General features: G+C 67.0%; 15 protein-coding genes. 8 read left to right on the plus strand and 7 right to left on the minus strand.

Features of this window, described 5'->3' with window-relative positions:
- Positions 1-40: 40 nt before the first annotated feature.
- A complete protein-coding gene (locus OCQ_RS02700; RefSeq protein ID WP_014383770.1) occupies positions 41-901 on the minus strand; it encodes a MaoC/PaaZ C-terminal domain-containing protein in 861 nt (286 codons plus the stop codon).
- Between the two features lie 5 nt (positions 902-906).
- Positions 907-2,598 (minus strand): 3-oxosteroid 1-dehydrogenase, encoded by a 1,692-nt coding sequence (gene kstD, locus OCQ_RS02705; protein WP_008263674.1) that lies wholly within the window; start codon positions 2,596-2,598, stop codon positions 907-909.
- Between the two features lie 73 nt (positions 2,599-2,671).
- Between kstD and OCQ_RS02710 the strand changes: the two genes are divergently transcribed.
- The 7 genes from OCQ_RS02710 to OCQ_RS02740 all read left to right on the plus strand — a co-directional run bounded on the left by OCQ_RS02710 (position 2,672) and on the right by OCQ_RS02740 (position 9,013).
- Complete coding sequence (locus OCQ_RS02710; protein WP_008263676.1) at positions 2,672-3,457, plus strand: 2-keto-4-pentenoate hydratase; 786 nt, start codon at positions 2,672-2,674, stop codon at positions 3,455-3,457.
- A gap of 51 nt (positions 3,458-3,508) precedes the next feature.
- Positions 3,509-4,441 (plus strand): acetaldehyde dehydrogenase (acetylating), encoded by a 933-nt coding sequence (locus OCQ_RS02715; RefSeq protein ID WP_008263678.1) that lies wholly within the window; start codon positions 3,509-3,511, stop codon positions 4,439-4,441.
- Positions 4,438-5,496 (plus strand): 4-hydroxy-2-oxovalerate aldolase, encoded by a 1,059-nt coding sequence (gene dmpG, locus OCQ_RS02720; RefSeq protein WP_008263680.1) that lies wholly within the window; start codon positions 4,438-4,440, stop codon positions 5,494-5,496. The genes OCQ_RS02715 and dmpG overlap by 4 nt, the downstream gene beginning before the upstream one ends.
- A gap of 62 nt (positions 5,497-5,558) precedes the next feature.
- Positions 5,559-5,861 (plus strand): hypothetical protein, encoded by a 303-nt coding sequence (locus OCQ_RS02725; RefSeq protein WP_008263682.1) that lies wholly within the window; start codon positions 5,559-5,561, stop codon positions 5,859-5,861.
- A gap of 88 nt (positions 5,862-5,949) precedes the next feature.
- Positions 5,950-7,089, plus strand: coding sequence for a hypothetical protein (locus OCQ_RS02730; RefSeq protein ID WP_008263684.1), 1,140 nt, complete (start codon positions 5,950-5,952; stop codon positions 7,087-7,089).
- Positions 7,086-7,868 carry an SDR family oxidoreductase gene (locus tag OCQ_RS02735; RefSeq protein ID WP_008263686.1) on the plus strand — a complete coding sequence of 261 codons (783 nt, stop codon included), beginning with the start codon at positions 7,086-7,088 and terminating at the stop codon, positions 7,866-7,868. Before OCQ_RS02730 ends, OCQ_RS02735 begins: the two co-directional genes overlap by 4 nt.
- Positions 7,868-9,013: a sulfotransferase family protein gene (locus OCQ_RS02740; protein ID WP_009956898.1), complete on the plus strand. Its 1,146-nt coding sequence runs from the start codon at positions 7,868-7,870 to the stop codon at positions 9,011-9,013. Before OCQ_RS02735 ends, OCQ_RS02740 begins: the two co-directional genes overlap by 1 nt.
- A 189-nt stretch (positions 9,014-9,202) precedes the next feature.
- Here OCQ_RS02740 and OCQ_RS02745 read toward each other — a convergent pair whose 3' ends face one another.
- Both OCQ_RS02745 and OCQ_RS02750 read right to left on the minus strand, forming a co-directional pair.
- Complete coding sequence (locus OCQ_RS02745; RefSeq protein ID WP_014383773.1) at positions 9,203-9,655, minus strand: hypothetical protein; 453 nt, start codon at positions 9,653-9,655, stop codon at positions 9,203-9,205.
- Positions 9,656-9,660: 5 nt separating this feature from the next.
- Positions 9,661-10,818, minus strand: coding sequence for a Rieske 2Fe-2S domain-containing protein (locus OCQ_RS02750; protein WP_008263691.1), 1,158 nt, complete (start codon positions 10,816-10,818; stop codon positions 9,661-9,663).
- Positions 10,819-10,933: 115 nt separating this feature from the next.
- On the opposite strand from OCQ_RS02750, the gene OCQ_RS02755 reads away from it, so the two are divergent.
- A complete protein-coding gene (locus OCQ_RS02755) occupies positions 10,934-11,458 on the plus strand; it encodes a gamma carbonic anhydrase family protein (protein ID WP_008263694.1) in 525 nt (174 codons plus the stop codon).
- On the opposite strand, the gene OCQ_RS02760 is transcribed toward OCQ_RS02755, so the two are convergent.
- Genes OCQ_RS02760 through OCQ_RS02770 form a run of 3 tightly spaced genes read right to left on the minus strand, consistent with a single transcriptional unit; the run spans position 11,455 to position 14,133 of the window.
- Positions 11,455-11,862 carry a nuclear transport factor 2 family protein gene (locus tag OCQ_RS02760; protein WP_008263695.1) on the minus strand — a complete coding sequence of 136 codons (408 nt, stop codon included), beginning with the start codon at positions 11,860-11,862 and terminating at the stop codon, positions 11,455-11,457. The two genes, OCQ_RS02755 and OCQ_RS02760, sit on opposite strands and share 4 nt — an antisense overlap.
- Before the next feature lie 7 nt (positions 11,863-11,869).
- Positions 11,870-13,069, minus strand: coding sequence for a thiolase domain-containing protein (locus tag OCQ_RS02765; RefSeq protein ID WP_008263698.1), 1,200 nt, complete (start codon positions 13,067-13,069; stop codon positions 11,870-11,872).
- Positions 13,069-14,133: a thiolase domain-containing protein gene (locus tag OCQ_RS02770; protein WP_008263700.1), complete on the minus strand. Its 1,065-nt coding sequence runs from the start codon at positions 14,131-14,133 to the stop codon at positions 13,069-13,071. The genes OCQ_RS02765 and OCQ_RS02770 overlap by 1 nt, the downstream gene beginning before the upstream one ends.
- Between the last annotated feature and the right edge of the window lie 5 nt (positions 14,134-14,138).

Raw genomic sequence — 14,138 nt, forward strand, 5'->3', positions numbered from 1 at the left:
CGCTCGCCGCAAAGCAAAAGAGGAAGCGCGCCGGAAGCCGCTAGGCCGGGACGAGCTCGACCCCGGAGAGCACGACGGCGTTGTCGCGCGAGGGCGCGACAACGCTGGCCAAAAAGCGGCCGCCCTCCTTCCAGATGCCGACCTTGAGCGTTTCGCCGGGGAATGCCACCCCGGCGAAACGCGCACCGTAGGCGGCCACCGCGGCGGCGTCACCGTCGAGCAGTGCGTCGGTGATCGCCTTGCAGGTCATGCCGTACGTGCACAGCCCGTGCAGGATCGGCTGCGAAAAGCCTGCGGCAGCGGCGAATTCGGGATCGGAGTGGAGCGGGTTGCGGTCGCCACACAGCCGGTAGAGCAGCGCCTGCTGCGGCAGGATCGGCACGTCGACCTCCAGGTCGGGGGCCCGCTCCGGTGCGGCGTCACCCCCCGACGGGCCGCGCTCGCCGCCGAAGCCGCCTTCGCCGCGGGCGAAGATGGACCGCCGCTGCGTCCACAACAGCGTGCCGTCCGGCGCGGTCACCGTCGTCTCGCTCCAGATCACCGCGGCCTTGCCCTTGTCCCAGATGTCGGTGAACCGGGTGACGGCCTTGGCCGAGCCCGACGGCGGCAGCGGCCCGGGCACCTCGACCCGCTCGCTGGCGTGCAGCACCTTGCTCAGCTCGATGTCGATGCCCGGGAACTGCACGGTCGGCGGCTTCGTGGCGTGGAACGTGGCGGCCACGTTGCCGAACGTGGGCAGCACCTGCGGGGTGTCGTCGACTAGGTAGCGCAGCTCGCGCGGATCCATCGGGTCGGCGCCCGCGCCGAGCCCGAGGTGGTAGAGCTGCACATCGCTGCTGGCCCAAGAGAATTCGATGGGATCCAGCTCGGCGTGCAGCGCGACGTCTACGTCGATGGGCATCGCGGTTACCTTTCCCCGGCTCCGCCGGCAATGTGCAATGCCGCCAGGTAGCCGAACGTCATGGCCGGGCCGATGGTGCCACCCGGACCGGGGTACGTGTGGCCCATCACCGGCGCGCTGACATTGCCCGCGGCGTAAAGGCCTTCGATGATACTGCCGTCGTCGCGCAGCGCCCGCCCGTGGACATCGGTCCGGATGCCGCCCTTGGTGCCCAGGTCGCCGGGCACCATCTTGGCGGCGTAGTACGGCGCGTGGCTGATCTCGCCGAGGTTGGGGTTCGGCTTGTTGGTCGGGTCGCCGTAGTACCTGTCGTAGGCGCTCTCGCCGCGGTGGAAGTCCGCGTCGACGCCGGAGCGCGCGAAACCGTTGAAACGTTCCACGGTGGCGGTGAATTCGTTCACCGGAAGGCCGGCCTTCTGGGCCAGCTCCGCCAGCGTGTCGGCCGTGATGATGACGCCCGATTCCAGCCACTTGCGCGGAATGCGTTGTCCGGGCTGCAATCCCGCAAAGATGTAGCGGTCGCGGTACTGCTGGTCGAAGACCAGCCACGCGGGGATGTTCTCGCCCGGCCCGGGTCCCTGGCCATATTCGCCGCCGTACATGTGGTGGCAGGCCTCGACGTAGGGCATCGACTCGTTCATGAATCGCTTGCCGGACATGTTGACGATGATCGATCCCGGCGAGTTGCGCTCCGACAGCGCGAACCACGGCGCGCCGACCAGCGGGACGGTCGGGCCCCACCAGGCGTCTTCCATCAATTCCAGTCCGGCGCCCAACTTTTCGGCGGCGACGATGCCGTCGCCGGTGTTCGCCACCGCGCCCACCGTCCATTCGGTGGTGATCGGGGCGCGCTGGTATTTCACCCGCATTTGTTCGTTGTGCTCGAACCCTCCCGACGCCAGGATCACCCCGCGCCGGGCCCGGATCAGCCTGGGCTCACCCGATTCGGCATCAGCGGCGCCGCGCACATAGACCCCGCGCACGACGCCGTCTTCGACGTACAGGTCGGTCAGCGCGGTGTTGAGCACCACCGGAACGCCGGCGCGTTGCAAGCCGATCCGCAGCGGTCCGATCAGCGCCCGTCCCATGCCGACGAGGTTCTTGCCGGTCGCCTTGGCCCACATCGTGCGCGCGCCGACCTTCAGGCTGCGCAGCACGCCGCGCGGGTGACGCTTCAGTTGGTTCAACCGCACGTAATCCTGTTGCATCACCACAACGTTGAGCGGCACTTTGCCGTACGCGGGCTCCAGGCCGGACTCGTCGGCGCCGAGCTTGCGGGCATCGAACGGCTTCGGCTCGATCGACCGGCCTTCGGCGCGCCCGCCGGGCGACTCGGGGTAGTAGTCGGAATACCGCGGAACCCAGCACATCTTCAGCGGTGTGTGCTTGAGCACGAACGACAACATCTCGGGCCCGCGCTCGAGGTAGGTGTCGATGCGTTCGGGCTCGACGACGCTGCCGACGATCCCGTGCAGATAGGTGCGGGCCGCCTCGGCGGTGTCCTTGACCCCGTCACGCTTGAGCACTTCGTTATTTGGGATCCAAACGCCGCCGCCCGACCGCGCGGTCGAGCCGCCGAAGTGCGGGGCCTTTTCGATGACTATGGTGGAAAGACCCCGGTGAGCGGCGGTAAGGGCGGCCACCATGCCGGCCCCGCCGCTCCCGACCACGACGACGTCGTACTCCTGCGCTGACATGTAGAACACGTTATAGAATTGCCCAGGGCGGCCGCTACTGGCCCGGGTCGACCGTACGAGGAGACGTAGAAAAATGCTCAGTGTTGCTACCCGCGACGAGCTGGCTGCGGACTTGGCGCAGGCCGAGCGGAGCGGTGAGCCGATCGCCCCGCTGACCGCGGCCTACCCGGACATCGACGTCGTCGACGCCTACGAGATCCAGCTGATCAATATCCGGCAGCGGGTCGCCGAGGGGGCGCGGGTGCTGGGCCACAAGGTGGGGCTGTCGTCGAAAGCCATCCAGCAGATGATGGGCGTCGACGAGCCGGACTACGGGCATTTGCTCGACGAGATGCAGTTGTTCGAAGACACCCCCGTCAAGGCGAACCGCTACCTGTATCCGCGGGTGGAGGTCGAGGTCGGCTTCATATTGAACGCCGACCTGCCGGGAGCCGGCTGCACCGAGGACGACGTGCTGGCGGCGACCGAGGCCTTGGTCCCGTCCATCGAGTTGATCGACACCCGGATCACCGACTGGAAGATCGAGCTGTGCGACACCATCGCCGACAACGCGTCGTCGGCCGGTTTCGTGCTCGGCGAGGCCCGGGTTTCCCCCCGCGACATCGACGTCAAGGGGATCGACGCGGTGCTGCGCTGCAACGGCGAGGTCGTCGCGGAGGGCCGCACCGACGCGGTGCTGGGCAACCCCGTCACCGCGGTGGCGTGGCTGGCCCGCAAGGTCGACGGGTTCGGTGTGCGGTTGCGCAAGGGCGACGTGGTGCTGCCCGGATCGTGCACGCGAGCCATCGACGCGCACCCGGGCGACGAGTTCGTCGCCGACTTCGCGGGCCTCGGTTCTGTGCGTTTATCGTTCGAATAGGCTCGAATTAAATCGACTAACTTAAATCTCAGCAGTTCGAAAAGGGGCATCATGCCGTCTAAGGCGAGTGTGGCCATTGTCGGGTCGGGCAACATCAGCACTGACCTGCTTTACAAGTTGTTGCGATCGGACTGGCTGGAGCCGCGCTGGATGGTCGGCATCGACCCCGAAAGCGAGGGTCTGGCGCGGGCCCGCAAGCTGGGTTTGGAGACCACCCACGAGGGCGTGGACTGGTTGCTGGCGCAGTCGGACAAGCCCGATCTGGTGTTCGAGGCGACCAGCGCCTATGTGCATCGCGACGCCGCGCCCAAGTACGCGGCTGCCGGCATCCGGGCCGTCGACCTGACGCCCGCCGCGGTGGGTCCCGCGGTGATCCCGCCGGCCAACCTGCGCCAGCACCTGGATGCGCCCAACGTCAACATGATCACCTGCGGCGGGCAGGCCACCATCCCGATCGTGTACGCGGTGTCGCGCGCCGTCGCCGACCTCGGTGGGGTGCCGTACGCCGAGATCGTCGCCTCGGTCGCCTCGCTGTCGGCGGGGCCGGGAACCCGGGCCAACATCGACGAGTTCACCAAGACCACCAGCAAGGGCGTGGAGACCATCGGTGGCGCCAAGCGCGGCAAGGCGATCATCATCTTGAACCCCGCCGATCCGCCGATGATCATGCGCGACACCATCTTTTGCGCCATTCCCGAGGACGCCGACCGCGACGCGATCGCCAAGTCCATCCACGACGTGGTGGCCGAGGTGCAGACCTACGTTCCCGGCTACCGGCTGCTCAACGACCCGCAGTTCGACGACCCGTCGATCAACTCTGGCGGCCAGGCGCTGGTCACCACGTTCGTCGAGGTCGAGGGGGCCGGCGATTACCTGCCCCCCTATGCGGGCAACCTGGACATCATGACCGCCGCGGCGACCAAGGTCGGCGAGGAGATCGCCAAGGAATCCTTGACCGCGACGGCCGGAGGAGCGCAATCATGACTACCGACATCTTCTTCAACCCGGTCTGGGACGTGCGGATGACGGACACGTCGCTGCGCGACGGCTCACACCACAAGCGCCACCAGTTCACCAAGGACGAGGTCGGTGCGATCGTGGCCGCCCTGGACGCCGCGGGTGTGCCCGTCATCGAGGTCACCCACGGCGACGGACTGGGCGGCTCGAGCTTCAACTACGGGTTCTCCAAGACCCCCGAGCAGGAGCTGATCAAGCTCGCCGCCGAGACCGCCAAAGAGGCCAAGATCGCCTTCTTGATGCTGCCCGGCGTGGGCACCAAGGAAGACATCAAAGAGGCCCAGAACAACGGCGGCTCGATCTGCCGGATCGCCACGCACTGCACCGAGGCCGACGTCTCGATCCAGCACTTCGGCCTGGCCCGCGAACTCGGCCTGGAAACCGTCGGCTTCTTGATGATGAGCCACACCATTTCGCCGGAGAAGCTGGCCGCCCAGGCCCGCATCATGGCCGACGCGGGCTGCCAGTGCGTCTACGTGGTCGACTCGGCCGGGGCGCTGGTCCTCGAGGGCGTGCGCGACCGCGTCGCCGCGCTCGTCGCCGAACTCGGTGACGACGCCCAGGTCGGCTTCCACGGGCACGAAAACCTCGGACTCGGGGTGGCAAACAGCGTCGAGGCCGTGCGCGCTGGCGCTAAGCAGATCGACGGCTCGTGCCGCCGCTTCGGGGCCGGGGCGGGCAACGCCCCCGTCGAGGCGCTGATCGGGGTGTTCGACAAGATCGGCGTCAAGACCGGCATCGACTTCTTCGACATCGCCGACGCCGCCGAGGAGGTCGTCGCCCCAGCCATGCCCGCCGAGTGCCTGCTCGACCGCAACGCCCTGATCATGGGCTACTCCGGGGTGTACTCCAGCTTCCTCAAGCACGCCATCCGCCAGGGTGAGCGCTATGGCGTCCCGCCGCATGAGCTGTTGCACCGGGCCGGCCAGCGCAAGCTCATCGGCGGCCAGGAGGACCAACTGATCGACATCGCGCTGGAGATCAAGCGCGAGCGAGAAAGCGGCGCCGCCGCCGCGCGCTGACCTGCCGCTTCACCCAGAGCGCGCACAGGCTACGCAAAGGTAGCGCGCGTAGCCTGGTGGGCATGAGCACATCCAAGACAGTCGGTACTCGTGGCCGCGGACTCTTCGGCCTGCTCGCCGGGGGGTTACTGACCGCGACCGCCGCGACGATGATCGCGCTGCCAGTGGCCAGCGCGGATCCCGGGTGCAATCAGGACGTGGGCAGTTCCATCGACTCCTACCTGCAGCGGCACCCCGACCTCCATCAGCAGCTGATCGACAAGTCAAAGGGCGAGGGGGGCAACGGCAGCGTGATCGACTACCTGAACCGGCATCCCGACGTACGCCAGCACCTGATTCAGCTGTCCCACGCGTGCCCGCCCTAGCGAACCCGCATCGTCGTGCAACCCCGCAGCCGACGCGCGGGAATGTTCGCCATTGACGAAAAAGTAGAACACGTTCTAGCGTCTAGGCGTGTCCGTAACTTCCTTTTCCGGCCCGCTCACCCACGCGATCGCTGAGGCCGAGGAGCTGGTGGCCGCCGCGCCGCACATCGAGTCCGAAGCCGACTTGCTCGAAGGGCTCCAATATCTGGCCGGCTGTATCGCGGCCTGCACGCATCTGGCCTTCGACTACGACCGCGACCACCCCTTCCTGCAGTCGGGGACCGGGCCGTTCACCAAGATGGGCCTGGACAACCCCGACACGCTGTACTTCGGCACCCGGGTGCACGCCAACCACGATTACGTCGTCACCGGCAGGCGCGGCACCACCACCGACCTGAGCTTCCAGCTGCTCGGCGGCGAGTACACCGACGACAACGTGCCCGTCAGCCAGGCCGCCTTCGACGACCGGGAGCTACAGATCGCCCCCGACGGCAGCTTCGAATGGCGGTTTCGGCCGACCGACCCCGGACAGCTGGTCATCCGCGAGGTGTACGGCGACTGGGCCGCGCAGCGCGGCACGCTGGCCATCTCCCGGCTGGACACCGCGGGCACCGCGCCGCCGCCGCTGAGTCGCGAAACCATCGAAAAGCGTTTTGCCACAGCGGGAAAGCAGCTGGTTAACCGGGTGAAGACGTGGCTGCAGTTCCCGCAGTGGTTCTACTTCAACATCCCGGTCAACACGATGGTCGCGCCACGGTTGACGCCCGGCGGCCTGGCGACCCAGTATTCGTCGGTGGGGCACTACGAGCTGCGGCCCGACCAGGCGCTGGTGATCACCATCCCGGTCACCGACGCCCCCTACCTGGGCTTCCAGCTGGGCAGCCTGTGGTACATCTCGCTGGACTACATCAACCACCAGACCTCGCTGAACAACACTCAGGCGCAAGCGGATCCGGACGGCAAGGTGCGCATCGTCGTCGCCGACCAGAACCCCGGCGTGACCAACTGGGTGGAGACCCTCGGGCATCGGAAGGGCATCTTGCAGTTCCGCTGGCAGCGGGTGTCGCGACAACTCACCGACGCCGACGGCCCCACCGTAGAGCTGGTCGACATCGACGCCGTGCCGGCGGCGCTGCCGTATTTCGAGCACAACAAGATTTCCGAGGACGACTGGCGTGCGCGGATTGCGCTGCGCCACCAGCAGATTCAGGCAAGGATGTTGGGATGACGAAGTTGCTCGACGGCAAGGTGGTGGTGATCAGCGGCGTCGGCCCGGGTCTGGGCACGACGCTGGCGCACCGATGCACACGGGAAGGCGCCGACCTGGTGCTGGCCGCCCGCACGCCGGAACGCCTGGACGACGTCGCCAAACAGATCGCCGACCTCGGAGGCCGGGCGACCACGGTGCGCACCGACATCACCGAGGACGATCAGGTGAGCAACCTGGTCGATGCCACCTTGGAGGCCTACGGCAAGGTCGACGTGTTGATCAACAACGCGTTCCGCGTACCGTCGCTGAAGCCTTTCTCGGGCACCAGCTTTCAGCACATCCGCGACGCGATCGAACTCAGCGCGCTGGGCGCCCTGCGGCTCATCCAGGGATTCACGCCGGCGCTGGCCGAGTCGAAGGGCTCGATCGTCAACGTCAACTCCATGGTGCTGCGGCACTCGCAGGCGAAGTACGGCGCCTATAAGATGGCCAAGTCCGCGCTGCTGTCCATATCTCATTCGCTGGCCACCGAGCTGGGCGAGCAGGGAATCCGGGTCAATTCCGTTGCACCCGGCTATATCTGGGGCGAGACGCTGCAGGGCTACTTCAACCACCAGGCCGGCAAGTACGGCACCACGGCCGAGCAGATCTACCAGGCCACCGCGGCGGGCTCCGACCTGAAGCGGCTGCCGACCGAGGACGAGGTGGCCTCGGCGATCTTGTTCATGGCGAGCGACCTGTCCAGTGGCATCACCGGGCAGACCCTCGACGTCAATTGCGGGGAGTACCACACCTGATGGCTGAGCGTACCGACGTCGGCACCGTTGACGACCTGAAGGCGTCGGCCAGCAAGATGATCGGGCTGGACGATTTCGGCAGCAACGACGACAACTACCTCGAAGCGCTGGAAGTGCTGCTCGACTCCTATCGCCGCGACGCCGACTTGACGCCGTTGGGCAGCAAGATGAATCGGTTCTTTTTGCGCGGTGCGCTGGTGGCCCGGCTGCTGTCCGAAGCGGCGTGGAAGCAATACCCGCAGCACGCGGACGTCGTCATCGAGCGGCCGATCTTCGTCACGGGACTGGTGCGCACCGGCACCACCGCCTTGCATCGGCTGCTGGGCGCCGATCCCGCGCACCAGGGCCTGCATCTGTGGTTGGCCGAATTCCCGCAGCCGCGCCCACCTCGTGAAACCTGGGATTCCAACCCGTATTACAGCCAACTGAACGCGCAGTTCGAGAAGCATCATGCCGAAAACCCGGACTACACCGGTCTGCATTTCATGGCGGCGTACGAGCTGGAGGAGTGCTGGCAGCTGCTGCGGCAGTCGCTGCATTCGGCGTCCTACGAGACGCTGGCGCACCTGCCCACCTACTCGCAGTGGCTCTCGCGGCAGGACTGGACGCCGTCGTACCAGCGGCACCGCCGCAACCTTCAGCTGATCGGACTCAACGACGCGGACAAGCGGTGGGTGCTGAAGAATCCCAGCCACCTGTTCGCGCTGGACGCGCTGATGGCGACCTATCCCGACGCGTTGGTGATCCAGACCCATCGTCCGGTCGAGACGATCATGGCCTCGATGTGCTCGCTGGCGCAGCACACCGCCGAGGGATGGTCGACGTCGTTCACCGGCGCCCAGATCGGCGCTGACGCAATGGAAACGTGGTCGCGGGGCCTGGAGCGGTTCAACACCGCGCGGGCCAAATACAGCCCGTCGCAGTTCTACGACGTGGACTACAAGGAGCTGATCGCCGACCCGATGGGCACGGTGGCCGACATCTACCGGCACTTCGGGATGACGTTGACCGAAGAGGCCAAGGCGGCCATGGAAAAGACCCACGCCGACAGCCAGTCCGGCGCGCGGGCGCCCAAGCACTCGTACTCGCTGGCCGACTACGGCCTGAGTGTCGAGACGGTCAAGGAGCGGTTCGCGGGGCTGTAGAAATCACAGGCGCCACAGGAGTTTCCGGTCCGATGGACGCGCCTTTTGCCCACCTCCGAGCGACAAAGCCGCGAATCCATCCGCGCCAATCCATCCGCGCCCCCTGCCGGTTGTCGCTCGGAGGTGGGCACGACGCCCATGGCTTCCGGCTCGGGTCCGACGGGCCGCTATGACGAACGAGACCGTCGCTCAGTTCTCGTCGGGATCGTCGTCGAGGTAGCCCTCGGCGACCGCATGCTCGATGCTGTCGCTCAGTTTGGGGCAGGACCGGGTGCGCGCGGTGTCGCCGCCGGACTCGCGCACCTCGGTGAAGTGCGCGCAACGCTGCCAGGCCTCGGTATTCCATTGCACCGCAGTGTGTCCCGGCCCGAGCCTGCGCACCGTGACGCGGACGTGGCAGAAACGGCAGTCCACCGGCAACAGACCCGAGTTGAGGTAGCGCTCGCGGTCAGCGCGGCTGGCTTCGGCCACGGTGGCCGCGCGCTGCGGATCGTTGGCGAAATCCCTTGACTTCGACCACGATCGGGACCCCCCGCCGTTGCCGGCGGGCTTCTCCTCGTGGTCGTGATGATCGCCGTGCAGCTGCAACATCGACCGCGCGAGCCGATCGACGTCAGGTACCTGCGGCTGATCGTCGGCCATGATGCCTAGTGCTGCTCGGCCGGAACGTCCTCGGATTCCTTGGCCTTGAGGTTCTCGGAGACCTCGGAATTCCAGTACTCGTTGGCGCGGGTGGTGTCGACCTCGATCTCGAAGCGTTCCACCATTTCCGGCTCGATGTCGGCGACGTCGACATAGAACTGCTGATACCAGCGGCGTAGCTGGTAGACGGCGCCGTCCTCTTCGACCAGCAGCGGATTGTCGATGCGGGTCTTGTGCTTCCAGATCTCGACGTCCTGCAAAAAGCCCTTGCTGACGCCCTCGGTGAACACCTTCGACAGCTTGTCGGTCATCTTTTCGTCCATGCCCTTGGGCTTTTCGACGATGACACCCCACTGCAGCACGAACGAGTTCTGGGTCACCGGGTAGTGGCAGTTGATCAGGATCGACTCGGCCTTGTAGCCGCCGTAGCTGTTGTGCAACCAGTTGATCATGAAGGAGGGCCCGAAGTAGGACGCCTCGGAATCCAGGTGCGCCTCACCGTAAGACGTGCCGAGGTCGTTCACGTCGGGCCGGCCCACGTTGTGCAGGTACTGCGAGGCGATGTGTCCCTCGAAGACGTTCTTGAAGTACGTCGGCAACCCGAAATGGATGTAGAAGAAGTGCGCCATGTCGGTGACGTTGTCGATGATGTCGCGGCAGTTGGACCCCTCGATGAGGATGCTGTTCCACCGCCAATCGGTCCACTCGTCGCTGTGGGCCTCCGGGATCTCCGGGATCCGCACGGCGGGGTCCGGCGGATTGTTTTCGTGGTCGTGCCAGACGAACAGCAGGCCGCCGCGGACGTCGGTCGTCCACGACCGGGTGCGGGCCGTCTTGGGCGTGCGCTTGGCGTACGGCACCAGCTTGCAGCGGCCGTCGCCGCCCCAGCGCCAGTCGTGGAAGGGGCAGGCCACCTCGTCGCCCTTGATGGTGCCCTCCGACAGATCACCGCCCATGTGCCGGCAATAGCCGTCGAGGACCTTGATGTCCCCGTGGGAGTCGGCGAAGACCACCAGCTTGGTGCCGAAAGCCTCGATCGAATGCGGCTTACCGTCCTGGAAGTCCTTTGCGACGCCCAGGCAGTGCCAGCCGCGGGCGTACCTGGTCGGCAAGGCGCCGGGATCGATCTCCCGGATGCCGACCGCCTTGGTGTCGGTACTCACCTGTCCACCTCCAACTAATAGCCCTCTAACTAGAACACGTTACAGTTTTGCGGCGGGGGCGCGCAACGACGGCGAGCCTGGCTGGGACATATGCGTGTTGGGGTATACGTAGACGATGCCGCTGTTTGCATTCGAGGGCCGCGCACCACGGGTCGATCCCACCGCTTTCGTCGCCCCGACCGCCACTTTGATCGGTGACGTCGTCGTGGAGGCGGGGGCCTCGATCTGGTTCAACGCCGTGCTGCGCGGCGACTACGGGCCCATCGTGGTGCGGGAGGGCGCCAATGTGCAGGACGGGTCCGTGCTGCACGCGCCTCCCGGCATCCCGGTGGACATCGGTCCGGGCGCGACGGTCGCGCATCTGTGCGTCGTCCACGGGGCGCACGTGGGACCGGAGGCGTTGATCGCCAATCACGCCACCGTTTTGGACGGGGCGGTGATCGGGGCGCGCAGCCTGGTCGCCGCGCACTCGCTGGTCACCGCCGGCACCCAGATCCCGGCCGGGATGCTCGCGGTCGGCGCCCCGGCTCAAATCAAGGGCCCGGTGGCCGGCACCGGCGCCGAGATGTGGCTCAAGCTCAATCCGCAGGCCTACCGCGACCTCGCCCAGCGGCATCTGGCCGGGCTGGAGCCGATCTAGACCTTGCGGGTGTTGGCCGCCGCGCGGTCCATCTCCCAATACGCGCGCAGGGCCACCAGCTTGCCCTCGTCGTTGGCCTTGTAGGTGAACACGCCCTCGGCGGTCGTCTGGTATTCACCCGTCGTGATGAGGATGTGCCCGACGTTGGCTTCCTCGTTGCCGCACTGATAGGTATCGCGGAAAACGAACTCGATCTTGGTGGTCGGGGCGATCGCCTTGTCCCAGAAGGCCGAAATCGCGTCGCGGCCCCGATGCCCTTTGCCCTCGGGGTCGAACGCGGAGGGGCCGATCGGGTCCTCGACGATGGCGTCGTCGGCGAACACCGCCAGCCAGGCATCCTTGTCCCGGGCCGCCACCGCCTCGCGGGAGCGGCGGCCGGCCTCGTGCGCGGGATGCTTGGTCATCGCGTGCTCACGCGTCGACTTTTTGGGGCGTCGGCTTGTCGGCGCCGACCACCCACATGGAGTAGTACTGCGAGCCGCCGCCGTAGGCGTGTCCCAACGCCTTTCGCGCGTTGGGCACCTGGTGGTCGCCGCCCTTGCCCATGACCTGGATCGCCGCCTCGGCGAAGCGGATCAGGCCCGAGGCGCCGATCGGGTTCGACGACAGCACGCCGCCCGACGGGTTCACCGGTAGCCGGCCGCCGATCTTGGTCTCGCCCGCTTCGGTGAGCTTCCAGCCTTCGCCTTCGGGCGCAAACCCGAGGTTTTCCAACCACATCGGCTCGAACCAGGAGAACGGCACGTAGATCTCCGCGGCGTCGATCTCGTCGATGGGGCTCGTGATGCCGGCGGCCTTCCACAGCGCGGCGGCCGCGTCGCGGCCGGCCTGCGGGCTGACCTGGTCGCGCCCGGAGAACTGCAGCGGTTCGGTGCGCAGCGCCGTGGCGTGGATCCATGCCACCGGATTGCCCTGCGCCAGGCGGGCTTCGGCGGCCTCCTCGTTGCCGATCACGACCGCCGCCGCGCCGTCGGAGGACGGGCAGGTCTCGTCGTAGCGGATCGGGTCCCACAGCATCGGCGACGCCATCACCTTCTCCACGGTGATGTCGGGCTGGTGCAGGTGCGCCAGGGGGTTGCGGGCGCCGTTGAGCCGGTCCTTGACCGCGACGATGGCACCGATGTTGGTGGGCGCCCCGGAACGACGGATGTACGAGCGCACGTGCGGGGCGAAGTAGCCGCCCGCGCCGGCGCCCACCGGCTTGATGAAGGGAATCGGGATTGACAACGCCCACATGGCGTTTGACTCCGACTGCTTCTCCCAGGCCATCGCCAGCACGCGCCGGTACTTGCCGGACTGCACCAGACTGGCGGCCACCACGCCGGTGGAGCCACCGACCGATCCCGCGGTGTGCACCCGGATCAGCGGCTTGCCCGTGGCGCCCATGGCGTCGGCCATGAACAGCTCGGGCATCATGACGCCCTCGAAGAAGTCCGGCGCCTTGCCGACCACGACGGCATCGATGTCGTCGAACGTGCAACCCGAGTCGGCCAGCGCCCGATCGATCGCCTCGCGCACCAGGCCGTTCATCGAAACGTCCTGGCGCTTGGCGACGTACTTCGTCTGTCCGGTACCCAGTACCGCAGCGATGTTTGGCCCTGCACCGGCCATTAGTTCTTCCCTTCCATGACCGCGACCAGGTTCTGTTGTAGCGCAGGCCCGCTGGTGGCGTGCGCGAGCACCCGCTCAGCCGAACCATTCCAGATGTGTTGTGCTGCAAAGCCGATGCGCTCGAGGCCGGCGACGAACATGGGATTGGCCGCCAGCGCGCCACCGGACGGATTGACCTTGGTCGGTCCCGGTATCCGGATGGCTTCCTCGATGATCAGGTGCTGGTGGGTGAAGGGCGCGCAGATCTCCGCCACGTCCAGGTTGTCGGTCCTGCCGCCGGTGGCCACGTGGGCCGCGGCCTTGGTCGACGGGGATTCGGTGAGGTCGCGCGCGCCCAGCGACGGGGTCTCGATGCGGTGCTCGATTCCCGTGATCCAGGCGGGGTTTTCGCGCAGTTCGCGTGCCCGGTCGCCGGCAGCGAGCACGATCGCCGCGGCGCCGTCGGTGATCGGCGCGATGTCGTGGCGCCGCAGCGGGTCGGCGAAAAACGGCCGTTCGAGCAGTTCGGCCACGCTGATCGACCCCTCGACCTTGTCCACCCGCCGCGCGTTCGCGAAGGAGTCGAAGGCCACGCGCGCCATCTGCTCCTCGGTCCACTTGCCGCTGTCGAGCCCGATGCGGGCCTGCAGCCCGGCCATCGAGATCGAATCGGGCCACAACGGCGCGACGGTGTAAGGGTCGGTCTGCCGCGACAGGATCTGGCGCAGGACCCCGGCCGAGGACTTGCCGAAGCCGTACACCAGCGCGGTGTCGACCTCACCGGTCAACAGCTTGATGTAGGCCTCGTAGAGGGCCCAGGCCGCGTCCATCTCGACGTGCGATTCGTTGATCGGCGGAACGGCGCCGATGGAGTCGATCGCCGAGATGAACGAAAAGGCCCGTCCGGCAAGGTAATCGGACGATCCGGAGCACCAGAAGCCGATGTCAGTCCGCTCGATGCCCAGCTCCTCGTAGAGCTGGGCGAAGCACGGTATCAACATCTCGACGCCGTTGGTGGTGCCGTCGGTGCGGCGGACGTGTGGTGCGTGGGCGAAGCCGACGACCGCAACGTTGCGAGCGCTCATAGGTA

Origin of the sequence: Mycobacterium paraintracellulare (assembly GCF_000276825.1) — a bacterium.
Classification (GTDB): domain Bacteria; phylum Actinomycetota; class Actinomycetes; order Mycobacteriales; family Mycobacteriaceae; genus Mycobacterium; species Mycobacterium intracellulare.

Bases quoted from the DNA above. Each gene is read 5' to 3' on its own strand.
- OCQ_RS02700 (WP_014383770.1), bottom strand. From the start codon at position 901: ATGCCCATCGACGTAGACGTCGCGCTGCACGCCGAGCTGGATCCCATC.
- kstD (WP_008263674.1), bottom strand. From the start codon at position 2,598: ATGTCAGCGCAGGAGTACGACGTCGTCGTGGTCGGGAGCGGCGGGGCC.
- OCQ_RS02710 (WP_008263676.1), top strand. From the start codon at position 2,672: ATGCTCAGTGTTGCTACCCGCGACGAGCTGGCTGCGGACTTGGCGCAG.
- OCQ_RS02715 (WP_008263678.1), top strand. From the start codon at position 3,509: ATGCCGTCTAAGGCGAGTGTGGCCATTGTCGGGTCGGGCAACATCAGC.
- dmpG (WP_008263680.1), top strand. From the start codon at position 4,438: ATGACTACCGACATCTTCTTCAACCCGGTCTGGGACGTGCGGATGACG.
- OCQ_RS02725 (WP_008263682.1), top strand. From the start codon at position 5,559: ATGAGCACATCCAAGACAGTCGGTACTCGTGGCCGCGGACTCTTCGGC.
- OCQ_RS02735 (WP_008263686.1), top strand. From the start codon at position 7,086: ATGACGAAGTTGCTCGACGGCAAGGTGGTGGTGATCAGCGGCGTCGGC.
- OCQ_RS02740 (WP_009956898.1), top strand. From the start codon at position 7,868: ATGGCTGAGCGTACCGACGTCGGCACCGTTGACGACCTGAAGGCGTCG.
- OCQ_RS02745 (WP_014383773.1), bottom strand. From the start codon at position 9,655: ATGGCCGACGATCAGCCGCAGGTACCTGACGTCGATCGGCTCGCGCGG.
- OCQ_RS02755 (WP_008263694.1), top strand. From the start codon at position 10,934: ATGCCGCTGTTTGCATTCGAGGGCCGCGCACCACGGGTCGATCCCACC.
- OCQ_RS02760 (WP_008263695.1), bottom strand. From the start codon at position 11,862: ATGACCAAGCATCCCGCGCACGAGGCCGGCCGCCGCTCCCGCGAGGCG.
- OCQ_RS02765 (WP_008263698.1), bottom strand. From the start codon at position 13,069: ATGGCCGGTGCAGGGCCAAACATCGCTGCGGTACTGGGTACCGGACAG.
- OCQ_RS02770 (WP_008263700.1), bottom strand. From the start codon at position 14,133: ATGAGCGCTCGCAACGTTGCGGTCGTCGGCTTCGCCCACGCACCACAC.